This window comes from Mycobacterium sp. 852014-50255_SCH5639931 (assembly GCF_001665605.1).
Lineage (GTDB): Bacteria > Actinomycetota > Actinomycetes > Mycobacteriales > Mycobacteriaceae > Mycobacterium > Mycobacterium paraffinicum.
Map to the genome: position 1 here is coordinate 1 of NZ_LZSV01000034.1, position 22,304 is coordinate 22,304.

A 22,304-nucleotide genomic window follows, 5' to 3' on the forward strand; every position below is an offset into this window, starting at 1 on the left:
GCGGCGTCGACGAACGGCTGCAAGATCCAATACGGCAGCAGATTGGACAGGACGATCTTGAAGTACGGTCCCGACGCGACGGATTCCCCTAGCGATGCGGCGAATTGGCTGACATACGTGAGGGTTTGAGCCAGGTCGTCTTTGCGTTGCACCAGCACGTCGCTGATGGCACGCAACTGCTCCAGCACGGGATTGAGGTTCGGATTGTCGTTGATGAACCCCTGCACCTCGGCCGAGAAGGCGGAAATGTTCTGCAGCAGGACGCCGATGGCGCGGGCGCGTTCGTTGAACGCCGCCAGCAGCGTCTTGGCGTTGACCAGCAACCGGTTGATTTGTTCGCTGCGGTCACCGAGCACACTGGCCACTTGGTGGGCCTGAGCGAGTAAGTGCTTGACCTCTTCGTCGCGCTTACCGATGGTGTCGGAGAATTTGGTTAACCCGTCGAGCGTGGCACTCAAATGCGGGTAAGTCTCATTGATTGTCTGCGACAGGACATTCAGTGACTGCTTGACGGTGTCGATGTTCCAGCCGGTGGCGGCCTTGGTGATGTCGAAGTTCGCGTCGTAGAGCTGATATGGCGTGGTGCTTTGGCCCAGTGGCAACACGGCCCCGGGCCGCAACTTCTGGGTTCCCCGTGGCTCGATCTCGAGCACCTTCTTACCCAGGATGGTGTCGGTCTTGATCGCGAGCCGGCTCTCGCTGCCGATGGTGTTGGGACCGATGTTGAACTTGATCACGACGTGGTCGCCGTCGATAGCGAACGCCTCCACCTTTCCGACATTCACGCCGGAGATGCGCACCTTGTCGCCCTTGTTGAGCTGACCGGTGTCGGTGAACTGCCCGTAGTAACTCGGGCTGGCGAAGATCATCGGGATACTGGTCAAGCTTTGGCCGACGGCGACCACGAGCACCAGCACGGTGATGCCCATCAGCCCGACCCGGTTGCGGTTGAATTCCGTCAGCGTTCTCATTGCGGCGTGCACCTACCGGTGGGCTGCTGCCAGATCCGGACCGTGCGTACCGGACCGCCGGCCTGCAGTCCGTTCCACTTGATCGTGAGGTCGCAGACGTAGAAGTTCACCCAGTCGCCATAGAGCCCGATGCTGCGTCCGATCAGGTTGAGCGCGGTCGGCGTCTTGTGGATCAGATCGCCGAGCTGATCGCGTTGGTCGACGAGCGGTTGCTGAAGAGCCTGCAGATAGTTGATCGCCTTGTGCAGCAGAGCGCGGTTGTCCGCGAGTAGGTCGGCCACCGTACCGGCGGCGTTGCTGATGTTCGCGGTGCCGGCGGCCAGCGGGTCGGCGTGGTGTTCCAGCCCGGTGATCAATCTCTCGAAGTTGTCGACGGTCTGATCGAATTCCTTGCGATGCCGAACGGTGGTGTCCAGCACGGTGTTCAAGTTCTTGATCACCTCACCAATCGCCTGGTCGCGTTCGGCGATATGCGCGGTCGCCTGCGCGGTCTGGTCGAGGATGTCGTTGATGGTGCCGCCCTGGCCCTGAAACACGGTGATGATGGCCGACGCGATGGTGTTGACCTTGTCGGGATCGAGCGCCCGGAACAATGGCTTGAAACCACCGATCAGGGCGTCGAGATCCAGCGCCGGCGAGGTTCGTGACAGCGGGATGAATCCGCCCGGCGGCAGGACCCGGTCAGCGCCCTCGCCCTCGCCGCGCTTGAGCTCTAAGTAGCGGTCGGCGAACAGATTGAGATAACGGATCTGCGCGGTCGTCGACTGGTAGAGCGGTATCGAGCGGTCCACATCGAAGTCCACCAGTACCCGCTGGCCGCCCTCGATCAGCCGCACCTCCTTGACCTTGCCGATCTCCACTCCAGCGGCGCGGACGAACTGGCCGTTTTTCAGCCCGGTGGCGTTCCCGAACTCCGCGTGATAGTGGTTGGTGCTGTTGAAGCGCACCTGAGCGAACACCACGACGATCGACACGGTGATCAGCAGCAGCACCAGCGAGACGATGCCGAGCTTGATAGCGGAGCCGGTGATTTTCATGGGTTGATCGTGTTGTCCCCGACTTGACGGCCCCACACGTACTCGATTGCATACGGTGAGCCGGTGTCTAAGTGGTTGTAGGGCGCGAGGCTGGCGCCGGTGTCCACCACCAGACTTGGCGCCGGCCACAGGTCATGGGTGACGGCCTGCCAGCAACCCGGCGCACCCCCGGGACCGCCGCGTGCGTTCACCCGCGGCAGATTGTCCGGATACACAAAGGGATTCGGTGCCCCGCCGACCAGCCCGGCCAGACCGAGGAGCCCCATGGTGGCCGCCGTGCCGGCCAATCCCGGGAGCGTGAGAATGCCTCCCAAGCCTGACGTCAGCTCGGTCATGGTTCTGAGCGCGTAGCCGTTGCCGCCGCCCGTCGTCGCATAGGCCGCCGGTTCTTCGTCGTAGTAATTGCGGATGGTGCAGAAGATCTCGGGACTGTAGGTGTCGAGCAGCTGGGCGGTCGGCACCAGATCGGCGGCTCCCCGCTGAAAGTAGGGCCCGCCGCGGGCGAAGATGTCTTCGCCGGTGTTGCCCAACCCGGCCGCGGCCAACAAGGCGGCATCCAGGTCGGCTTCGTGCCGGTGCAGCGTGCGTGCCGTGATCACCGCGTTGTTGAGAGAGTCGAACAGGTCGGGTGCGGCCTTGGAGTAGACGTCGCCCAGGGCCGCCAGCCCTTGAATGTCATGCCGGATCTGCGGCATCTGCGGATTGATGTCGTCGAGGATGGCGTTGGCGTTGACGATCGATTGCCCGAACTTGTCGCCCAAGCCCGTCAACGCCTGCGCGGCTGCGGCCAGCGTCAGGTTGACCTTGACCGGATCCAGCTTCTCCGTGATGGAGGTGAGGGTCTCGAAAAGAGTATTGAACTCCGTTGTCACCGACCTCGCATCAATCACGTGCTGCGGTGTGATACGTTGCGGCGTAGGGTTTTTCGGCGAGGTCAACGACACATACTTGTTGCCGAACACCGTGGTCGCCTTGATATTGGCGTCCACGTTGGCCGGGATCAGCTCGATGTACTTCGGATTCACGTTCAAGTCGAACTTGGCCGCCTGTGTGCCGTCACGCTCGATCTCCGAAATGCTGGCCACCCGGCCGATTTCCACGCCGTTGTACGTGACCTTCGACCCCGGATCCATGACCAAACCGGCCCGGGGAGCCAACATCGTCAAGCGTGTCGTCGGCGTGAGCCGGCCCCGAAATTGCAACCAGACGACACCCAGTACCACCGCGAAGACCATCAAGAACACCACCGCGGCCGTCCTGTACGGCGGAATGCGTTTCGGGTTCTCCTTTACCGGGGTCGTCATGGCGGCTACACGGTGAGATTGAAGTTCGGGGTTTTGCCGTAGACCGCCATCGCGGTGAGCACGACCACCACAACGATCGTGATCAACGACAGCCGCATCGACCGGCCGACCGCTTCACCGACGCCGACCGGCCCGCCGGTGGCGGTGTAGCCGTAGTAGCAGTGGGTCGTCATCACGACCACCGCAACCAGGATCACTTCCGCGAACGACCAGCCAACGTCGTTGAGGCGCAGGAATGTGTGGAAGTAGTGGTTGTACGTGCCGATCGACTGCCCGTAGAGCAGAACCGTGGTGACCTGCTGGGACAGGAAAGCCATGGTCATCGCCAGCCCGTAGAGCGGGATGATGACGATCAGGCCCGCCACCACCCGGGTGGAGGCCAGGTAGGCGACCGACCGGATGCTCATCACTTCGAGCGCGTCGATCTCCTCGCTGATGCGCATGGCGCCCAGTTCGGCGGTGGCGCCGGCGCCGACCGTGGCGGCCAGCGCCTGACCGGCGGCTACCGGTGCGACAAACCGCACATTGACCAGTGCGGCCAAGAATCCGGTGAATGCCTCGACACCGATGTTGCCCAGCGTCGCGTAGCCCTGGATCGCGACCAGCGAGCCCGCGGACAGGGTGATGAAACCGACGATGGCCGCGGTACCACCGACCACGGCCATCGCGCCGGTGCCCATCCCCATCTGGGCAACCATTCGCAGCAACTCTCTGCGGTAGCGGTGCATGGCGAAGGGGATCTGCCCGACTGCGGTCAGTGCGAACCAGACCATCTGCCCGATCTCGACCAGTGGCCGAGACGGGACGTCCCCGTACCGGATGACCAACGCCGATGTCCGGGGGAAGCGGACGCGTAGTGCTGCAATTGTGGACATCTCAGCGGCCTGTCCCGAACCGGACGCCGATGGTGGTCAGCGCTGCGTTGACCGCGAAAAGCGCGATGAAGCACAGCACCACCGTCTCGTTGACGGCGGTGCCCAAACCTTTGGACCCACCGCGCACGATCAGCCCCCGATAGCAGCCGACCAGGCCGGCGATCAGCCCGAACGTCGCGGCCTTGACAAACGCGATCACCACCTCGGGCAGGCCGGTAAGCGCCGTCAACGTGGAGAGGTAGGCACCGCTCGAGACATTCTGCAGGTAGACGCTGAAGAGATAGCCGCCCCCCAGACCGACGGCGACCACCAGGCCGTTGAGCAGCACCGCGACGATTGTGGAGGCGACGACCCGGGGCACCACCAGCCGGTGGATCGGGTCGATGCCGAGCACCTCGAGCGCATCGATCTCCTCGCGGATGGTGCGCGCGCCGAGGTCGGCGCAGATAGCGGTGCCGCCCGCGCCGGCGACGACCAGCACCGTCACGATCGGGCCGAGTTGGGTGACCGCGCCGATCGCGGCACCGGCACCGGAGACGTCGGCGGCGCCGATCTCGGCCAGCAGGAGGTTGAGCGTGAAGATGAGAAGCACGGTTTCCGGGATGGACACCGCGATGGTCGGCAGCAGGGATACCCGCATGAGAAACCAGCCATTCCAGATGAACTCGCGCCACTCGAACGGCTGCCGCAGGGCTTTTCCGGTCAACACGCACATGCGGAAGAACCCGCCCGCCACTTCGGTGCCCGGCCGAATCCTGCTGCCTACTCTGCTGGCAACCGAGTGCGAGGTGGTCATCCGCGCCGCCCCTGACGTGGCCATGCAACGAGCCGCGACACCTCCGATGCTTCTTCGACTGCACGGCGCCTCGTCGTTAGCCGGAGACCGCGGCACTGTCCGTGATCGCGATCAGCACGCCGGTTCGTAGGGCGGCTGTTCAGCGAAAGGCCTTTGAGTGCAGAGCGTTTCGAACGAAACGGGATAGACGAGGAATCGGCACTCGCACACCCCACCCTTCGGCTCCATGCCGCCCTAGTTTGCGCCACGCATCACTATGGCATTAGACCGTACGGTCAGTCAATAACCCGAGACGCCTGGGTGAACTGCACTGGGAGTGCATTTGTCACGAGACCGCACGCTACCTAAATTATTTTGGCCATTACCAGGCTCTTTGACCATTTGGCGTGGCTGCCCTCGCGTTCCCTGCCGCCGTGGGCAAGAAACGCCAGGCGTACGAAACCGACCCATCGTACAGTGACGGCGTTGGTGCGTCTTGCCTCGACAATCGCCGGCCACCGACGGCTGGGCACATCAAAACGGCAAGTGTTGCACCAATCTCCGCCCCGCGCAGGGGTATCCGCGGCTACGCGTCAGGCAGCCGGACCCGTGACGGCGCCCAGGCATTCGCGCACCACCGAGACGACCTCGGCGGACGGGTCCGCCCACTTGCTGAGCCCCAGGCGGTCGAGTAATAGTCCGCCGAGGAACACGTCGACGAACGCGGCCCCGACTTGCTCGGGTGTTCGGGAAGCGGCGGGATCGAACCACACCCACATCCACTGCAGCGATCCCCACAGCTGCAGTGCCGCGAGTTCGACGTCGACGCTTCGGAAAACGCCGCTGTCGACTCCGCTGCGGATCTCGTCAATCGCCAGCGTTTGCAGCTGATGGCGCAACTTGCGGACCTGCTGCATCGCCGGGTCATCGGACAGCTGAACCACCTCGCGCTGGCTTGCCACCGTCGCGTCGCGGGCGATGACTTGGAGCAGTGCGGAGGTGTAAATGATTGCGGCAACGCGTTCGTGCGGTGCGGCAAGTCGAGCCCAGGCCATCTGTAGCGCATCGAGTTGGCGGGCGAGGTGGGTTTCTTCAAGCTCCCGCAACATCTGCGCTTTGGTTCCGAAGTGGTGAACGATGGTGCCCTTCGACATGCCAAGCTCGTCGGCGATGTCGCCCATATTCGTTCTGTCGTACCCGCGTTCGGCGACATAGCGGACAAACGCGTCGAATATCTCGCCACGCCTACCAGGTCGGGGCATCGTCCACCCTTCGGCTCAAACTAACCGTACGAACGGTCTATCATAAGCGCCGCGATGTCAAGATACCTTGAGGCTCCGCCACTGGGCCCCGGACACTCTTGGAAGCAGCCAGAACCCGCCATGCCGAATAGCGCCCCTGGCGATCAGGCCGATGAATCTTTCAACACACTATGCCGAACGGCGTGTCATAGCGTTGCTACGAGCAGGCCGTTCCGTCGCCGGCGGGAGCTACAGCGCCCTCGGGCCACCGAACCTCTCCGGCGCGGTTACCACATACGTGTTGGCCGTGGCTGTCGGTTTGATCTCACCGGCGGTGTACACGGTCATCAGCTCTCTGCCATCGCTGTCGACGACACATACATAGGTGTCGGTTTCGGCGTCGTAGTCGAAGCTGTCCCAGGCCAATAGGAACGCCAAGCAATTGCCGTCGCGGTCGGTGACGATCAGCTTGTGCACTCCCGAATCCCTCAATAGCTCGGCATCCTGTGCGCGCTGTTGAGGGACCTGGCTGGTGTGGAGCGTGGCGTGTGACATTTGTGTACTCCCTTAGCGAGGGTGTCTCCTACTAGCCTAGGCTCAACTGCTCAAGTAATCCGAGCCTTCGGGGGAAACGTTTCTCCCCGAATAACCACCCCGCCCAGGGCACTACGGCCCCTGTCCAGAGGTCGTAAGTCGCTTACCCGAGGTGACCGGGCTGTCGGCAAACCGCTAAGCGCTCGGGCGCCCCTGCGAGCTGTGGCCGCTAACGCGGGACGGGGTCTTGGGGCGCACCGCCACCAGCACCACCCCGGCGGCGAAGACGGCAGCGGTCGGCCACGAGAAACGCCCGTCCGGTGCGAAGCCGCCCTGCGCCAACAAGTGCAATCCAACGGCGGCCAGGAGGGCACCGGTCAACATGATCGCCTCGGCCAAGCGATCGCCGAGCGGCAGGCCGAAGGTGGGCAGCGGAACCGCGAAGAACCGCCGCTGCCACCAAAGCAACAGCAGCTCGACCGCCGTCACCACGCTGAGGATCGCGATCCACTCCAGCCGAACCAGCCACCACGCCACCGAACCCTCGTGGGGTTGCGGTATCAAGCCGGCCGGATAAGCGACGATCGCGACGATGACGACCGGAATCATGTGCCACAGGTAAAGGGCCATCACGTTGGCATTGGCGGTGGACAGCACGCGCTGCACCGGGCGGTGATGCAGGACCCGGTCGAGCATCGCCGCGAGTGCGATGGCCAGCCCCGCTTGCGTGCAAGCGAAGGCCGTCATCGCCACCGTCGGGGGCGACGTGTTCTCGATCGCCTCGCCCGGAACGCCGATCATGCTGACCGGATACGGTCCCACCCGGATCAGCAGCGCCAGAACGACGGCCGAACCGACCGCCAACAGTATCGGTCTGCGGCCGGCCAACAGCCCACCGTGCCAAGCGATCCCAAGCTGGTAGAGCAGGCCCCAGCACAGCAGGTAGTTCAGCGAGCCGATATAGGGGACGTGGCCCGCCAGCGAAACGGCATCGACCAGCACGACGCCCGCGGCCAGCACCGCCGGCGCCTTGAGACCCCAACGCCTATGTGCGGCAACGGCAATCGGTGTCAGTGACACCACCAGCACGTACACGGCGAGAAACCACAGGTGCATGGCGACGGCCCAACCCGCGTATTCCATCACCGTGCCTGCCACGTGCCGAACCTGCAGAACCACCACGACCAACGAAACCAGCGCGACATACACCGTCGTCGGTCCCAGCACCCGAGCCAGTCGGTGCCGAATCCAGTCCTGGCGCGAGAAACTGTCGGCGTCGCGGCGGTGCGACCACGACACCGCGCCGGCGTAACCGGCGACGAAGAAGAACACCGGGACCGCCTGGAAGATCCATGTCAGCCATTGCGTCCACGGCATGTCGAGCAGCGGGTTCTCGCGACCGAATTGCCCGTCATGGTAGGTCACCGAACCGGCAAGCCAGTGGCCCAGCACGATGAGAACCACACCCGACGCGCGGTAGAAGTCCACCGCCAGATTGCGGGCCGGTCGCGCGGTTTCTACGTCGTCCATCGGATCGCGGCAAAATCGATGCGGTGCACTCGCGCAACGGTACCCGCCCCGTGGGGCGAAGTCGCTGCGCGCACAATGACTCCATGAAGCAAGCTCGGCTCGCCAACCTGGAGGTCGGCCGCCTGGGCCTGGGCGCGATGGGCATGTCCGTGGCCTACGCGGGCGCCGGCAGCGACGACGCCGAGTCGATCCGCACCGTTCATCGCGCCATCGACCTGGGCGTCACGCTGATCGACACCGCCGAGGTCTACGGCCCCTACGTCAACGAAGAACTGCTTGCGCGTGCCTTGCAGGGGCGGCGCGATCAGGTCGTGCTGGCCACCAAGTTCGGCCTCATTTCCCACACGGGACGCACCGGCCCGGACAGTAGCCCGGCCAACATCCGCATCGCCGTGGACGGTTCGCTGCAAAGGCTGGGCGCCGATCACATCGATCTCTACTATCAGCACCGCCTCGACCGCGAGACCCCGATCGAAGACACGGTCGGTGCCCTGGCGGAGCTTGTCGCTGCCGGGAAGGTGCGGCACGTGGGCCTCTCGGAGGTCGGTGTGAACACGATCCGGCGCGCCCACACCGTGCATCCCATCACCGCCGTGCAATCCGAATATTCGCTTTGGACCCGCGACCAAGAAGAGGCGATATTGCCGCTGCTGCGCGAACTGGGGATCGGGTTCGTCGCCTACTCACCGTTGGGCCGCGGCTTCCTCACCGGTGCCATTCGCTCCACCGAGGGGTTGCCCGACAGCGACTACCGCAAGACCAATCCGCGGTTCTTCGACGAGAACTTCCAGCACAACTTGAAAAGCGCGGATGAACTGCGGAGCATCAGCGCTGACGTCGGTGCCACACCCGCTCAGGTCGCCCTGGCCTGGTTGTTGGCGAAAGGCTCCGACATCGTGCCGATTCCGGGAACGAAGCGCGTGACGCGACTCGAGGAAAACGTCAGTGCCGACGCGGTCGAACTGACGCCCGACCAGCTGTCCCGGCTCGACCGACTCACCCCACCTCAGGGTGGTCATCACGCCGAAGCGCAGATGGGGTGGATCGACCGATGATGGGCGCCGACGTACGAGCCATGCTGCGGCGCAAGGGCTTTCGGACGTAGCGGACTGCCTAGTCCGCGCTGGCCAGAGCCGCAGTGCCGTAATGCTTTTCGATCAGCGTCCACGGGTCGGCGTAGGGCCCGCGTCCCTCGAGCCGGCGCTGCACCATCAGGACGGCACGCAAGACCGGGCGCAAGATCGGGCTCAGCAGTCGCACCACGGTCCGCGTCGGGCCCTGCGTCTCGGCGATCCAGCCCAGGGTCTCGGACCAGTCGTGCTCCTGAAAGTCGAGCAGCGCCTGCGCTTCGGTCGTGTCGTACCAGCCGGTGAAGCTCCAGCCGCGGTCGTCGGCGGGATCGCCGGGCAGGCTGGCCGACGGGCCAAGCCCACCCAGGCCGACGGCTTCCATCAGGCCGTCCTCGAGCTCGCGTTGCGTGAGCACGTACGACTCGTTGCCGCCGATCAGTATCACCTTGCCCGCGATGGTCGCTTCCCGATCAACACCGTTGGCGAAAGCAAGCGCCACGTCGCGGGCGTCCACCGCGTGCATGCGGTTGTCGCCCGGCATCGACCGCATCAGGAGCAGGGAGTCGCCGTTGACCGCCGTGTGCGTGTCCGGCGAGATGACCCCGCCCAGGCGGAAGAGCGCGAACGGCAGGCCGCTGGCGCGGATCGCCGCCTCGGCGAGCACTTTGTCCTGACCGTATTGATCGATCGGGTTCACCGGGGTGTCCGGGGTGATCCGCTCCGGCTGGCGGTAGGGGTTGCGCGATCCGTACACCGCGGCGCTGGACGCCATCAGGAACAGGGGCGGGCGGGGGAGTGCGGCGCACGCCGCCAAAAGATTCTCGGTGCCGCCCACGTTCACCTTGCGGGCCAGCGCCGGTCTGCGATACGAGAGCGGGGACACGATCGCGGCGAGGTGAACGACCGCTTCGGGCCGATGGGCCGCGACGAGATCACGCACCGCCTCGGCGTCCAGAAGGTCGGTATAGGCCGGAATCAGCGTCCCGGGGTGGCGGCCGGCGGCCAGTTCTTTTTCGACGGCGACGGTGTTGTCGTTGCGCAGATCCATCGCGATGACAGCGCGTCCCCGCTCGAGCAGGGTCTGCGTGCAACGCTTGCCGACCTGTCCGAAGGCGCCGGTGACCAGAACAGTGGAGGCGGTCATGGCCTTATCACTGTCCGATCAGCCCGTGGGCGACCCGGCCGATCGCCCGGCGGATTCGGTCGGAGACATAGAGAGAAAACACGGGAGTGACGATATCCTCTCGCAGCCGAGTTAGTTTGGAGCTCTTGATGAACCACTGTCCGCCGATCTTCTCGTAGGTCTCGTGGTAGTGCCCGTAGCCCACCAACGTCACCCCGGGTCCGAACCGGACGACGTCTTGCAGGGCCCACACTCCGCGCGCGGTCGTCGCCGACGTGAGCGCGATTTCGGGGGCATGCACCTGGTGCGCCGTGGCCTGCGTCGGCCGCCCGAGCGCCTTGCGCGTGAACGCCACGAAGTCGTCCGCGCCCTCGATCACCTTGCCGCCGGCCTCCGCTGTGTCGCTGACGAAGTCATCGGTGAAGACGGTGCGCCAAGCCGCCCAGTCCTTGCTGTCGAGATTCCGGCAATAGCGGGCCTTGAGCTGCTTGATGGATTCGATGGCCAGCAGCGTCGCGGTGTCCGCGTCGGCCACCACGCCCTCCGCGCGCTCTGTCATTGCGGCTCGATCCCGTCCCTCAGCGTCCCGGCGTGACGTTTCACTGGCGAAGTGTAAACCTCTCAGCCTTTGAAGTAGACGACCTGATGGGTGGTGACCAGCAGGGTGCCATCTCGTGTCCACAGCTGTGCGCTCTGGTCGAAGTAGCCGCGGGTGAAGCGATTGGCGTGCGCGCTGCACAGGACGAAGTCGTTCCCCACCCGGTCGAGTTCGTCCTGATCGGCGTGGAAGTACGCCGTCAACGAGATCGTTCCCGACGGGACGAAGCCGCCGCGTCGTAGGAACACCCGCGGGTAGAAGGCATCCGACAGCGCGGCCAGCACTGTGTAGTCGACCGGGCGTCGCGCGGCGTCGCGCACCCACAAGGTGGTCGTCGACGAGGGGCTCGGCTGCCCGTCTTTGCCGGGCATGGGGCCTTCGGCGAACCGCATGTCGTACAGGTTCGTCCAGCGAACGAGGCCCGGATCGGTAGCGGGCAGCTGCTCGGGGTCCGGCGCGCTCGGTGGGCGGCTTTCGGTATCGGCCCAACCGTCGCGGCGGACGGCGAATAGCGCCGTTGCCGTGGTCTTGACGTCGCCGTCCTGGCTGAGTTCGACGATCCAGTGCTGGTTGGAGCGGTTGGTGCGTGCCGCCCGCAGTGAAATGTCGAACTCGCCGTCGGCGATGGGGGCGGCGTAGTTGACCGTCAACGCGAGCGGCTGGCCGATCCGGTCGGGGTGCGATTCGACGGCGCGCAGCATGACCGCGGCCGTGATCCCGCCGAAGGGCCCCACCATGTTGGCCCATTCCGGATGGGTTCGGCCGCGCCTGGTGTGGGCGTCGACGGTCTCCAGCCGGATGGCGTCGTCGAAGGGATGTGTATCGGTCATGCTGAGTACTGCAGACTACGGGCCTTCGACCCCGGCGTCGGACACGGGGCGGTCGAGCGACCCATCGGAAAGGCGAGTCAGGATGGCCAACTCCCAGGACAAATCTCCCGCTGAACTGATCGACGCCAGGATCAAGGAGTTAGGGGATTGGCGCGGCGAGATGCTGGCCCGCATCAGGGAACTCATCAAGGACGCCGATCCGCACGTGGTCGAGGACTGGAAGTGGCGAGGTGTTCCGGTCTGGTATCACGACGGGATGATCTGTACGGGCGAGACCTACAAGAACGTCGTGAAGATGACCTTCGCCAAGGGCGCCTCGCTGAAGGATCCTTCGGGGCTGTTCAACTCCAGTCTCGATGGCAACACCAGGCGCGCGATCGACTTCCACCAGGGCGACAAGGTCGACGAAGAGGCATTAAAAGCGTTGATCCGCTCCGCGGTGGAGCTGAACCGGTCGTAGGCGCCAACCTGTACAGCCGCGGGAGCGGTGCTGTACAGTCGCCCAGCACAAGGTCGACGCTCGAATGGGAGGCCATCCGGTGACGCCCGAGTCGGTCGAAGACTTCCGGAGGCGGGCCAAGGCCTGGCTGGCCGACAACCTCCCGCGGCTGGATTCCGGCGACGCGATGGTCCTGCAGCGCGACGAACTGTCGTCCTGGCGGCGCGCCCGCGAACTGCAAAAGAAGTTGTACGACGGAGGATTCGCCGGCATCTGCTTCCCGCGCGAGTACGGCGGCCTCGGTCTGGGCTACGAGCACAAAAAGGCGTTCGACGCCGAGGCCCTGGCCTACGAGACGCCGCTCATGCTCAACGTTCCGTCCTTCGCCATCTGCTGCGCGACGATCCTCGACATGGGCAGCGAGGAGCAGAAGCGCACGCACATCGCGGCCGCGCTGCGCGGCGACGAAGTGCTGGTGCAGCTGCTGTCGGAACCCAGCGGGGGGTCGGACCTTGCGGGCGTCCTCACCCGCGCCGAACGCCGGGACGGGCGATGGATCCTCAACGGCGCCAAGACGTGGAGCACGTGGGCGTTCGCCGCCGACTACGGTCTGTGCCTGGCCCGGACCGACTGGAGCGTGCCCAAGCACGAAGGGCTGACGATGTTCCTGGTACCGCTCCGGCATCCCGGTGTCACGATCAACCGCATCACGCAGGTGAACGGCTCGGTCGAGTTCTGCGAGGAGTTCTTCGACGACGTCGACCTCGGTGACGACGCCGTGGTGGGGGAGCCGGGGAAGGGATGGGACGTCGCGTCGCGCCAGCTCTACCACGAGCGCCGCGCAATGGGTGACGGATCGGAGTTCACCAGCGGGCCGGGAATCGCTGAGGCTGAAGACATTTCGGTTGACCTGCTGTCCTTGGTCGAGAAGACGAACCAGGCCGGCAGCGAACGAGTCCGCGAGATGGTGGGTAGGGCCTTGGTTCATCGGTCCGTGCACGGACAACTCAGCGAGCACGTTTTCCACGCCGTGACCAAGGGATCCCTGCCACCCCCCGCGGGATCGATCATCCGGCTGTCCATGGCCGAAGTGCACGACGTCGAAAACGACACCGCGTTGGCCGTCGCCGGGCCGGCGGCCGTGGTCGACGACGAGGCGGGACTGCTCGACATCGGCACCCGCTACCTGGGCCGTCAGATCGCCAGCATCGGCGGCGGGACCACGGAGATGGCGCGCAACGTGATCGGCGAGCGGGTGCTGAACTTCCCGCGCGAGTACGCCGCCGACCGCGGCGTGCCGTTCAACCAGGTGCGGCACGGAAAGGCCTGAGGGGGGCGGGAATTGAGCGACCGACTCCGCGACATCCGAGAGCTGGCGGGAGACTCCGAGGCCTACCGGGACGAACTGTACCGGCGCTGGACCGGTCTGCTCAGTTACCGCTACATCGGCCGCAAACACTCGTCGATGGACCTCGGGGAGGTCGACGACACCGTCACCATCCGCCGCGACATGCGCAACGAGGCCGGGGGAATTATGGTGGCGCCATTGGCCATTTCTTCCCCGGAGGGCTGCCAGACCGACATGGTCGCGGTGCCCAACCCGGTCATCGCGTCGGTACAGATCGTCGACCCCGGCTATGACGTCAGCCGGGTCGAGATCGTCGACTCCGGCATCGTGCACCAGGGCCGCACCATGGGCTACGGGCGATGCAAGATCGTCGACGCCGACAACCCGGATCGGGTGATTGCCTTCAACGAGGGGCAGGGAGCGATCATCGGCATCCCGCCGGAAGGCCTTGACCGGATGGACGTTTCGGGTACCGAACTGGTGATCGAGGATTCGCCGGGCCTGCCGCCGCTGTGGCAGGCGTTCGGTGCCGGCAGGCGTGGCGACGGCCATTGGGTACTGCCCGAGCTCAGTACCGAACTCGCTTCCCCGGACGCCGCGCTGCACATCGGCCCGCAACACGTCGTCCTCGAAACCGCTGCTATCGACCTTGCCGCCGAGGTGGCCGGCACGCGAAGGCTGCAGGTGGTCAGCTGGCACGTCATGTTCATGTCCCGCGGCAAGGTCGGGCCCTTCCGCGTCGAGGGCACCGCACATCCCGGCGGCCCCGGACGCGTCGGCGTGCGCATGCTGCTGCACGACGAGGGGAACGCGGACAAGGCCGTCACCTCCGCCGCGGCGATCTTCGACATCGTGGGCTGACTCAACCCTGGTCATACATCTGTCCGCGTCTGTATGGTGCTAAAGACTCACACGACAGGAGAATCGCGGTGGCAGAACGGTTGGCCGGGAAGGTCGCGCTCATCAGCGGGGGCGCGCGGGGAATGGGCGCCTCGCATGTGCGGACGCTGGTGGCCGAGGGGGCCAAGGTGGTGTTCGGTGACATCCTCGATGACGAGGGCAAGGCGGTCGCCGCCGAGGTCGGAGACGCAACTCGCTACCTGCACCTCGACGTGACGATGCCCGAGGATTGGGACGCCGCCGTGGCCGCCGCCGTCAGTGAGTTCGGCGGCATCGACATCCTCGTCAACAACGCCGGCATCATCAACATCGGCACCTTCGAGGACTACGCGATCTCGGAGTGGCAGCGCATCCTCGACATCAACCTGACGGGTGTGTTCCTCGGCATCCGCGCCGTGGTGAAGCCCATGAAGGAAGCCGGGCGGGGATCGATCATCAACATCTCCTCTATTGAGGGGATCGCCGGCACCATCGCCTGCCATGGGTACACCGCCACCAAGTTCGCCGTCCGCGGCCTGACCAAGTCGGCGGCACTAGAGCTCGGGCCCAGCGGGATCCGGGTGAATTCGATCCATCCCGGGCTCATCAAGACGCCGATGACCGAGTGGGTTCCCGAGGACATCTTCCAGACGGCGCTGGGCCGCATCGCCCAGCCCAAGGAGGTCTCGAACCTCGTCGTCTACCTGGCCAGCGACGAGTCGAGCTATTCGACCGGCTCGGAGTTCGTCGTCGACGGCGGCACCACCGCCGGCCTGGGCCACAAGGACTTCTCCGCGGTCGACACCGCCGGGCAGCCGGACTGGGTTACCTAGCGGGAGCTAGCGATTCGGTTTCCTCGGCCGCCTTCTCTTCGCTTGGCTTGGGCCACGGGGAAGGAATCGGACGTTGCCGCACACGCTGCGGCCACCAGAACCACTTGCCCAGCAGCGCGGCGATCGACGGCGTCATCAGCGACCGGACGATCAGGGTGTCGAACAACAGACCCAATCCGATGGTGGTACCGACCTGGCCGATGACCGTCAGCTCGCTGACCGCCATCGTCATCATCGTGAAGGCGAACACCAGGCCCGCCGAGGTGACGACCGAGCCGGTGCCGCCCATCGAACGGATGATCCCGGTGTTCAGGCCGGCGTGGATCTCCTCCTTGAACCGTGCCACCAACAACAAGTTGTAGTCCGCGCCCACGGCAAGCAGGATAATCACCGACATCGCGAGCACCATCCAGTGCAGCTCGATGCCGATGAGGTGCTGCCAGATCAATACCGACAGGCCGAACGACGCGCCCAGCGAGAGCAAGACGGTGCCCACGATGACGGCCGACGCCACCACGCCGCGGGTGATGAGCAGCATGATGATGAAAATCAAGCACAGCGAAGAGATCCCGGCGATCAACAGGTCATAGGTGTTGCCGTCGCTGAGGTCTTTGTAGATCGACGCGGTGCCCGCCAGATAGATCTTGGAGCCCTCCAGCGGCGTGCCCTTGAGCGATTCGTAGGCGGCCTTCTTGATGGCGCCGATGTGCGAAATGCCTTCCTGCGACATCGGATCGCCGTCATGGCTGATGATGAAGCGCACGGCATGGCCGTCGGGGGAGATGAAGTTCTTCATCCCCTTCTTGAACTCAGCGTTGTTGAAGGTCTCCGGCGGCAGGTAGAACGAGTCGTCGTTCTTCGACGCATCGAACGCCTTACCCATGGCGTTGGAGTTCTTCTGCGCCTCGTTCTGCTGATCCTGCAGACCCTTCTGGGTCGAATACATGGTCAGCATGGTGGTTTTCATGGCCTTCATGTTCTCGATCATCGACGGCATCAGCGCCACCATCTGGGGCATCAGCGTGTCGAGATGGTCCATGATGGGCAGCAGGCTCTCGATGTCGTCGGTCATGATGTCGATGCCGTCCAGACCGTCGAACACCGAACGCAGCGACCAGCACACCGGAATGTCGTAGCAGTGCCGTTCCCAGTAGAGATAGCTGCGGATGGGCCGGAAGAAGTCCTCGAAATCGGCCATGTGCTGGCGCAATTCGTTGATGTCGATGGTCATGTCGTGCATCTTCTTGACCATCTGGTGCATGTCGTTGGCCATCTGCGCGGTGATGCTCGACATCTTTTCCATGCTGTCGATGGTCGTCTGCATCATGTCGGCCTGGTGCAGCATGTCGGCCATCTGGTCTTCCTGGTACTTCTGGTTCATCTGCTGGGTGACGCCCTGCATGCTGATCTGGAAGGGTATCGAGGTGTGCTCGATCGGCGTGCCCTGCGGCCGGGTGATGGCCTGCACGCGACCGATTCCCGGCACCCGGAAGACCGTCTTGGCGATCTTGTCGATGACCAGGAAGTCCGCGGAGTTCCGTAGGTCGTGGTCGCTTTCGATCATCAGCACTTCGGGATTCATCCGCGCCTGGGAGAAGTGCCGATCCGCGGCCGCGTAACCCTCGTTGGCGGGTAGGTCGGTGGGCAAGTAGTTGCGGTCGTTGTAGTTGGTGCGGTATCCGGGCAGGGTCAGCAACCCGATGAGCGCGATCCCGATCGTCACGACCAGGATCGGCCCGGGCCAGCGCACCACGAGAGCGCCGACCTTGCGCCACCCGCGAATGCGTTGCGTCCGCTTGGGTTCGAGCGTCTTACGAAAGCGGGTCACCACCGAAATGACCGCGGGCCCAAGCGTGAGTGCCGCCGCGACGACGACCACCATGCCGATGGCCAGCGGAATTCCCAGCGTCTGGAAGTAGGGCAGGTTCGTGAAGTGCAGGCAGAAGGTCGCGCCGGCGATGGTCAGACCCGATCCGAGCACCACGTGCGCCGTGCCCTTGTACATGGTGTAGTACGCGTCTTCGCGCGATTCGCCAACGGCGCGGGCTTCCTGATATCGGCCGATCAGGAAGATCGCATAGTCGGTCGCGGCCGCGATCGCCAACGTGACCAACAGGTTCGTCGCGAACGTCGAGAGCCCAATGATCTTGTAGTAGCCCAGGAAAGCAACCATCCCGCGCGCGGCCGAAAGCTCGAACACCACCATTACCAACGTGAGCAAGACGGTGACGACCGACCGGTAGACCAGCAGCAGCATCCCGATGATCACCGTGAACGTGGCCGCGGTGATGAGCTGCAGGCTGCGGTCACCGGCCGTGTGCTGATCCGCCGAGAGCGCCGCCGGCCCGGTGACGTAGGCCTTCACCCCGTGCGGCGGGGACACGCTCTTGACGATGCTCTGCACCGACTCGACCGATTCGTTGGCCAGGGCTTCGCCCTGGTTACCGGCCAGATAGACCTGGACGTAGGCGGCCTTGCCGTCGTTGCTCTGGGCGCCCGCCCCGGTCAGCGGATCACTCCACATATCCTGAACGTGCTCAACGTGTTTGGTGTCCGCGTCGAGCTTCTTCACCATCTGGTCGTAGTAGGCGTGCGCGTCGGCGCCGAGGGGCTTTTCGCCCTCCAGCACAATCATCACGGAGCTGTTCGACTTGTACTCGTTGAAGATCGCACCCATCCGCTTGGTCGCGACGACCGACTGCGCATCGTCGGGGGCCATCGACACCGAACGCATCTTCCCGACCTCGTCCAGCTGGGGGACGACGACGTTGAGCACCGCGATGAGCGCGATCCAGCCCAGGATGATGGGCACGGCGAACGTTCGGATGAGCCGCGGAATCTTCTCCCGCACCGGTTCGTCGGCGACGGGAATGGTGTCGGTGCGGGCGTCATCGAAGTGTGCGCTCATGCGGATTTCACCAAGCAGAAGGTCAGGGCGTGCACGCCGTTGGTTTGGTTCTCGGCCTTGACTTCGTCGTCGATGGTGATGCGACAACCGAGGGAATTTCCGTCGCTTTGGGCCGAGAGATTCGGAAAGACCGAGGGGGCGGTAGTGCTGAGCACCAGCGTCCAAGGCAGGGGTGCGCCGTCGACCCGTCTCGGGTCGGCGGACAGGTCCAGATAATTCACGTTGGCTGTGCTGGCCGTGCCGAAGACCTCATACTTGACAACCTTTGGCTTGAACGGCTTGGAATCATCCAGCCGCGGGCTCGTCATGACGCCCGTGTCGTGGGCGCTGAAGAACGACTTCACGCGGGCCACGGCGAAGCCGCCGACCACCAGGACCGCGACGATCAGCAGCGGCAACCACGCGTTGCGCACAACCTTCACCTCAGGTGGTTCCCTTCCCCATCAGGCCGCCGTCATCGGTCAGCGTCAGTGTGACCTGTGCACCAGCTCATGGGCAGGGAAGCGTCACGACCGCGACTTACGTTGCACCGCAATGGTTCTCGCCGATCACTATGATGCGTGCACGCTTGATCGCCCGTAGTTGGAACGGTCGCCCAAGCGCACCGGCGGTCGCCCCCAGTACCGACACCTACTTCATGAAGCGTCTTTGGATACTGCCTGATGAGCATAGTACATAATGTGCATACCTTGCACACCATGCAACAATTGCTCGCGGTGTTTCAAATCACTTTGTAAAGATGCTGTTGACCAGCGCAGCGGCCCGCTCGACGTAGGGCATCGGCGTGTCGTCGGCGGCGCCGGCTTCCCCGCTTGACCAGCGCTCGATGCCCGAACGCACGGCCGTCAACGCGAGTGCGGCGATCAACGCGACTATCTCGTCGTCGGCTCGCATGCCTTGGCGGCGCGCGACGACATCGGTCAGGTGATTCTGGAACCGCTCCAAGTCGGCGAGGAATGCCGCCAGCACCGCCGGGGAGGTTTTGGCGAGTTCCAGCATGCCGGCCGCCTGTTCGCGTTTCGGGGGTACGTCGCGCAGGTGGTGCGCCGCCAGCGTGATCAGCTCTTCCAGCACCACCGAATAGGGGGCGGGGCCGGCCGCGACGAAATCGGCCACCAGCTCCGGGGGTATGTCCGAAGGGCCGTACGCGATCGCGGACTCTTTATTCGGGAAGTAGTTGAAGAACGTGCGCGTCGACACCCCCGCATCGGCGCAGATCTCATCGATGGTCACCTTGTCGAATCCGCGTTCCAGCGCGAGGCGCACCGCGGCGTCGCGAATGTCGGCGCTCGTCTGGCGTCGACGACGCTCGCGCAAACCCACGGGGTTGGACATAGCACCCATAGTTGCACGTTCTGCACAATTTGCAGTCAAAAGGCGGCGGATTCGGGTCACGCGGGCCTTTCGGCCCGCGGCGGGCGCCGTTCGCGGCTGAGGGCTCGTCGGACGGGCCGGGTGCACCGTTTGCCCTCCGCCGGAGGTCTTAAATACGTTGGTGCACAAGGAGTTCGATTGATTCGGCGCAGGGGGAGCTGCCGGCATCCGCGGCTAGGCGCGCGGCGCGGCGAGGGCGTCCCGAAGGTGATCGCACTGACTGGCGAAGAAGTTCACCGACACCGGCGCCTTATCCGCGATCTGGTCGAACGCGTGAAAGGCGCCGGGGGCTATTTCCTCATGCACGGGAACACCCGCCGCGCGCAGGCGCCGGGCATATTGCAGGCACTCCTCATAGAAGAGGTCCAATGTCCCGACCCCGATCCAGGTCGGCGGCAGGCCGGACAGATCGTCCCGACGAGCCGGGGCCGCCTGGTTGGGGTCGGCGTCGTTGAGGTACCAGCGCCAGGCCAGTTGGTTGTCGGTTTCGTTCCACATGATGCGCCTCTGGCCCCTGTGGTTGGCGCCGGTGCGATCGTCCAACATGGGATACACCAGCATCTGGTAGGCCAGTTCGACGTCATTGCGGTCGTGGGCCAGGTGGGCGAGTGCCGCGGCGAAGTGCCCGCCGGCGCTGGCCCCTCCAACAGCGATCCGATCCGGATCTACCCATGGTTGACGTGCGAGCCACAACAGCGCCGCATAACAGTCCTCGAGAGGGATCGGATACGGGTGCTCGGGCGCCAGCCGGTGCTCCACCGCCGCGATCGCGACCCCCGCGCGGTGGGACAACTTGCGAAGGTACTTGTCGTCCTGGGCGGCGTGACCCATGATGGTGCCGCCGCCGTGGACCCAGAGCAGTGCCGGTCCGCGGTGGGGAAAGTTGATCGGACGATGCAGGCGAACGGTGACGTGCTCGTCCACCGTGGCGACCGGTACGTCCCGCAGCCGCCCGGTGCTACTGAAGAGGTTCATGATCGCCCGCTGCACCTTGAGACCGCGGTGCAGGGCGTATCCGCGAGGCAGAAATCGGGCCACCTTGCGCAGGCCGGGATTTACCGCGTGCCCTGAGGTGAAGGCATTGTCGGCGGGTCTGTTTGCCATCGATGCCTCTGCTCCCTCGCGCCGGCCGACACGCTGAACATACAGGACCACCGTTGTGTCCACGGGCATCTTCAGTTCCGTTAGCTGGCGACGCTTCGGGGCCGCCGATTGGTCGGGCCGGGGACAGGGTATCCGCTGGCGTGGCCTCGACCCTTACCAAGATCATCAGCGTTCTGGATCCCCGGACCGGTGACACCGTCACGCAGGTGCCGATCACCGAGCCGGCCGACTGCGACGATGCCGTCGCACGCGCCGCGGCTGCGGCCGACGCCTGGGCCCGCACCCCGCCGGCCGAACGGGCCGCCGCGATCGCCGCCGCTGCGGGCGACGTCCGCGCCGCGGCCGACCAACTCGCCGAACTGAACGAGCGGGAAACCGGCAAGCTGCGCGGCGACGCGCGCGGCGGCGTGGACGCCGGAATCGACACGCTGCTGCAGTACGCCCAACTGGGGCCGCTCCATCGTGGACACGCTTTGCAGGGCGGATGGTCCGCAACTGATCTCATGGTTCCCCAACCCCGCGGCGTGGTCGCGGTGATCACGTCGTGGAACGATCCCGTCGCGGTGGCGGCCGGATTGCTGGGCGCGGCCCTCGTGGCCGGAAACACCGTGGTACACAAGGCCAGCGAGCGCTGCCCGCAGACCGGCCGGCGGTTCGCCGAACTGCTGGCCGCCCGGCTGCCCGATGGCGTGCTCGAGATCGTGGACGGCGACGGAACCGTCGGGGAACGCTTGGCGGCTGCGGAGCTGGTCGACGTCGTCGCGCACGTGGGCAGCAGCGCAACCGGCCGAGAGATCGCGCGCGCCTGTGCCGAACGCGGCGCCAAGGCACTGCTGGAGAATGGCGGAAACGACGCGTTGATCGTCGACGCCGACGTGGACCCGGCCTGGGCGGCCGGCCAGACCGCACTGGGCGCCTTCGCCAACGCCGGACAGATCTGCGTCTCGGTAGAGCGGGTCTATGTCGTGCAATCGATCGCCGACGCTTTCCTCAATGCACTGATCGACGAGGCGATCTCGTGGGCCGATCGCATCGGACCGCTGGTCGACGAGCGTCATCGTGAACACGTGCACGCGCACGTCGAAGACGCGGCCCGGGCCGGGGCCCACGTCCTGGTCGGCGGCGAGCCGCAGTCCGGGCCGGGCTCGTTCTATCCGCCCACGGTGTTGAGTGACTGCACACCCGAGATGCTGATCATGCGCGAGGAAACGTTCGGTCCGGTCGCGCCGGTGCGGGTGGTGCCGGACTTCGCGGCGGCGCTGACCGAAGCCGCCAATGATCGCTACGGCCTGGCCGCCACGGTGCTCACCGGGAACATGGCGCATGCCCAGGAGGCGTGGCGCAGTCTTCCGGTGGGCACGGTGAAGATCAACTCCGTCTTCGGCGGTGCGCCCGGCGGAGCTTCCGAGCCCCGCCGTGCCAGCGGCACGGGCTTCGGCCTCGGGCCCGAACTGCTCGACGAGATGACCGCCACGAAGCTGGTGCACTGGTCGGCGCCGGGCGACTGATTGCATCGCGTCATGAGGTCGCG

21 protein-coding genes are annotated in these 22,304 nt (G+C 65.1%); 6 read left to right on the plus strand and 15 right to left on the minus strand.

The genetic code is table 11. From position 1 onward, the window contains the following. From A5758_RS19565 to A5758_RS19600, 8 genes are all read right to left on the minus strand, one after another. A partial coding sequence (locus tag A5758_RS19565; protein WP_156622717.1) for a virulence factor Mce family protein occupies positions 1 to 971 on the minus strand: 971 nt, incomplete at its 3' end. Then, positions 968 to 2,008 carry a virulence factor Mce family protein gene (locus tag A5758_RS19570; protein WP_067207142.1) on the minus strand — a complete coding sequence of 347 codons (1,041 nt, stop codon included), beginning with the start codon at positions 2,006 to 2,008 and terminating at the stop codon, positions 968 to 970. The genes A5758_RS19565 and A5758_RS19570, both read right to left, overlap by 4 nt. Beyond that, a complete protein-coding gene (locus tag A5758_RS19575) occupies positions 2,005 to 3,312 on the minus strand; it encodes an MCE family protein (protein WP_067207144.1) in 1,308 nt (435 codons plus the stop codon). The genes A5758_RS19570 and A5758_RS19575 overlap by 4 nt, the downstream gene beginning before the upstream one ends. Before the next feature lie 5 nt (positions 3,313 to 3,317). Further along, positions 3,318 to 4,187, minus strand: a complete 870-nt coding sequence (locus A5758_RS19580; RefSeq protein ID WP_066948763.1) for an ABC transporter permease — start codon at positions 4,185 to 4,187, stop codon at positions 3,318 to 3,320. 1 nt (position 4,188) lies between these two features. After that, complete coding sequence (locus A5758_RS19585; protein WP_369806105.1) at positions 4,189 to 4,902, minus strand: MlaE family ABC transporter permease; 714 nt, start codon at positions 4,900 to 4,902, stop codon at positions 4,189 to 4,191. Positions 4,903 to 5,555: 653 nt separating this feature from the next. Continuing rightward, entirely contained in the window at positions 5,556 to 6,224 is a 669-nt protein-coding gene (locus tag A5758_RS19590; RefSeq protein WP_067743360.1) for a TetR/AcrR family transcriptional regulator, read from the minus strand. 228 nt (positions 6,225 to 6,452) lie between these two features. Continuing rightward, positions 6,453 to 6,758: a hypothetical protein gene (locus A5758_RS19595; RefSeq protein WP_067743363.1), complete on the minus strand. Its 306-nt coding sequence runs from the start codon at positions 6,756 to 6,758 to the stop codon at positions 6,453 to 6,455. 174 nt (positions 6,759 to 6,932) lie between these two features. Beyond that, entirely contained in the window at positions 6,933 to 8,267 is a 1,335-nt protein-coding gene (locus tag A5758_RS19600) for an acyltransferase (RefSeq protein ID WP_067743367.1), read from the minus strand. A gap of 83 nt (positions 8,268 to 8,350) precedes the next feature. On the opposite strand from A5758_RS19600, the gene A5758_RS19605 reads away from it, so the two are divergent. Beyond that, positions 8,351 to 9,322: an aldo/keto reductase gene (locus A5758_RS19605; RefSeq protein ID WP_067743370.1), complete on the plus strand. Its 972-nt coding sequence runs from the start codon at positions 8,351 to 8,353 to the stop codon at positions 9,320 to 9,322. A 58-nt stretch (positions 9,323 to 9,380) separates the two neighbouring features. On the opposite strand, the gene A5758_RS19610 is transcribed toward A5758_RS19605, so the two are convergent. From A5758_RS19610 to A5758_RS19620, 3 genes are all read right to left on the minus strand, one after another. Beyond that, positions 9,381 to 10,481 carry an NAD(P)-dependent oxidoreductase gene (locus A5758_RS19610; RefSeq protein WP_067743373.1) on the minus strand — a complete coding sequence of 367 codons (1,101 nt, stop codon included), beginning with the start codon at positions 10,479 to 10,481 and terminating at the stop codon, positions 9,381 to 9,383. Positions 10,482 to 10,488: 7 nt separating this feature from the next. After that, entirely contained in the window at positions 10,489 to 11,019 is a 531-nt protein-coding gene (locus tag A5758_RS19615) for a nuclear transport factor 2 family protein (protein WP_067743376.1), read from the minus strand. 62 nt (positions 11,020 to 11,081) lie between these two features. Then, entirely contained in the window at positions 11,082 to 11,888 is an 807-nt protein-coding gene (locus tag A5758_RS19620; protein WP_067743380.1) for an acyl-CoA thioesterase II, read from the minus strand. Between the two features lie 82 nt (positions 11,889 to 11,970). On the opposite strand from A5758_RS19620, the gene A5758_RS19625 reads away from it, so the two are divergent. The 4 genes from A5758_RS19625 to A5758_RS19640 all read left to right on the plus strand — a co-directional run bounded on the left by A5758_RS19625 (position 11,971) and on the right by A5758_RS19640 (position 15,387). Then, positions 11,971 to 12,348 (plus strand): DUF1801 domain-containing protein, encoded by a 378-nt coding sequence (locus A5758_RS19625; protein ID WP_067207176.1) that lies wholly within the window; start codon positions 11,971 to 11,973, stop codon positions 12,346 to 12,348. A 79-nt stretch (positions 12,349 to 12,427) separates the two neighbouring features. After that, positions 12,428 to 13,657, plus strand: a complete 1,230-nt coding sequence (locus A5758_RS19630) for an acyl-CoA dehydrogenase family protein (protein ID WP_067743877.1) — start codon at positions 12,428 to 12,430, stop codon at positions 13,655 to 13,657. Positions 13,658 to 13,669: 12 nt separating this feature from the next. Next, positions 13,670 to 14,536 carry a hypothetical protein gene (locus A5758_RS19635; protein WP_067743383.1) on the plus strand — a complete coding sequence of 289 codons (867 nt, stop codon included), beginning with the start codon at positions 13,670 to 13,672 and terminating at the stop codon, positions 14,534 to 14,536. A gap of 68 nt (positions 14,537 to 14,604) precedes the next feature. Next, the gene (locus A5758_RS19640) at positions 14,605 to 15,387 is read left to right on the plus strand and encodes an SDR family oxidoreductase (protein WP_067743385.1); all 783 of its coding nucleotides are present in this window, start codon (positions 14,605 to 14,607) and stop codon (positions 15,385 to 15,387) included. On the opposite strand, the gene A5758_RS19645 is transcribed toward A5758_RS19640, so the two are convergent. From A5758_RS19645 to A5758_RS19660, 4 genes are all read right to left on the minus strand, one after another. Then, complete coding sequence (locus A5758_RS19645) at positions 15,380 to 18,295, minus strand: RND family transporter (protein ID WP_067207183.1); 2,916 nt, start codon at positions 18,293 to 18,295, stop codon at positions 15,380 to 15,382. The two genes, A5758_RS19640 and A5758_RS19645, sit on opposite strands and share 8 nt — an antisense overlap. Further along, positions 18,292 to 18,708, minus strand: coding sequence for an MmpS family transport accessory protein (locus tag A5758_RS19650; protein ID WP_067207230.1), 417 nt, complete (start codon positions 18,706 to 18,708; stop codon positions 18,292 to 18,294). Before A5758_RS19650 ends, A5758_RS19645 begins: the two co-directional genes overlap by 4 nt. A 313-nt stretch (positions 18,709 to 19,021) precedes the next feature. Next, positions 19,022 to 19,630 carry a TetR/AcrR family transcriptional regulator gene (locus A5758_RS19655; protein ID WP_066948717.1) on the minus strand — a complete coding sequence of 203 codons (609 nt, stop codon included), beginning with the start codon at positions 19,628 to 19,630 and terminating at the stop codon, positions 19,022 to 19,024. Between the two features lie 213 nt (positions 19,631 to 19,843). After that, positions 19,844 to 20,773, minus strand: coding sequence for an alpha/beta hydrolase (locus tag A5758_RS19660; protein WP_067743880.1), 930 nt, complete (start codon positions 20,771 to 20,773; stop codon positions 19,844 to 19,846). 140 nt (positions 20,774 to 20,913) lie between these two features. On the opposite strand from A5758_RS19660, the gene A5758_RS19665 reads away from it, so the two are divergent. Then, positions 20,914 to 22,281 (plus strand): aldehyde dehydrogenase, encoded by a 1,368-nt coding sequence (locus A5758_RS19665; RefSeq protein WP_369816466.1) that lies wholly within the window; start codon positions 20,914 to 20,916, stop codon positions 22,279 to 22,281. The last annotated feature ends 23 nt before the right edge of the window (positions 22,282 to 22,304 follow it).

What these genes read in the sequence shown, in the direction of transcription:
- A5758_RS19570 (WP_067207142.1), bottom strand. Translation starts at nt 2,008, where the DNA reads ATGAAAATCACCGGCTCCGCTATCAAGCTCGGCATCGTCTCGCTGGTG.
- A5758_RS19575 (WP_067207144.1), bottom strand. Translation starts at nt 3,312, where the DNA reads ATGACGACCCCGGTAAAGGAGAACCCGAAACGCATTCCGCCGTACAGG.
- A5758_RS19580 (WP_066948763.1), bottom strand. Translation starts at nt 4,187, where the DNA reads ATGTCCACAATTGCAGCACTACGCGTCCGCTTCCCCCGGACATCGGCG.
- A5758_RS19585 (WP_369806105.1), bottom strand. Translation starts at nt 4,902, where the DNA reads ATGTGCGTGTTGACCGGAAAAGCCCTGCGGCAGCCGTTCGAGTGGCGC.
- A5758_RS19590 (WP_067743360.1), bottom strand. Translation starts at nt 6,224, where the DNA reads ATGCCCCGACCTGGTAGGCGTGGCGAGATATTCGACGCGTTTGTCCGC.
- A5758_RS19595 (WP_067743363.1), bottom strand. Translation starts at nt 6,758, where the DNA reads ATGTCACACGCCACGCTCCACACCAGCCAGGTCCCTCAACAGCGCGCA.
- A5758_RS19600 (WP_067743367.1), bottom strand. Translation starts at nt 8,267, where the DNA reads ATGGACGACGTAGAAACCGCGCGACCGGCCCGCAATCTGGCGGTGGAC.
- A5758_RS19605 (WP_067743370.1), top strand. Translation starts at nt 8,351, where the DNA reads ATGAAGCAAGCTCGGCTCGCCAACCTGGAGGTCGGCCGCCTGGGCCTG.
- A5758_RS19610 (WP_067743373.1), bottom strand. Translation starts at nt 10,481, where the DNA reads ATGACCGCCTCCACTGTTCTGGTCACCGGCGCCTTCGGACAGGTCGGC.
- A5758_RS19615 (WP_067743376.1), bottom strand. Translation starts at nt 11,019, where the DNA reads ATGACAGAGCGCGCGGAGGGCGTGGTGGCCGACGCGGACACCGCGACG.
- A5758_RS19620 (WP_067743380.1), bottom strand. Translation starts at nt 11,888, where the DNA reads ATGACCGATACACATCCCTTCGACGACGCCATCCGGCTGGAGACCGTC.
- A5758_RS19625 (WP_067207176.1), top strand. Translation starts at nt 11,971, where the DNA reads ATGGCCAACTCCCAGGACAAATCTCCCGCTGAACTGATCGACGCCAGG.
- A5758_RS19645 (WP_067207183.1), bottom strand. Translation starts at nt 18,295, where the DNA reads ATGAGCGCACACTTCGATGACGCCCGCACCGACACCATTCCCGTCGCC.
- A5758_RS19655 (WP_066948717.1), bottom strand. Translation starts at nt 19,630, where the DNA reads ATGTCCAACCCCGTGGGTTTGCGCGAGCGTCGTCGACGCCAGACGAGC.
- A5758_RS19660 (WP_067743880.1), bottom strand. Translation starts at nt 20,773, where the DNA reads ATGGCAAACAGACCCGCCGACAATGCCTTCACCTCAGGGCACGCGGTA.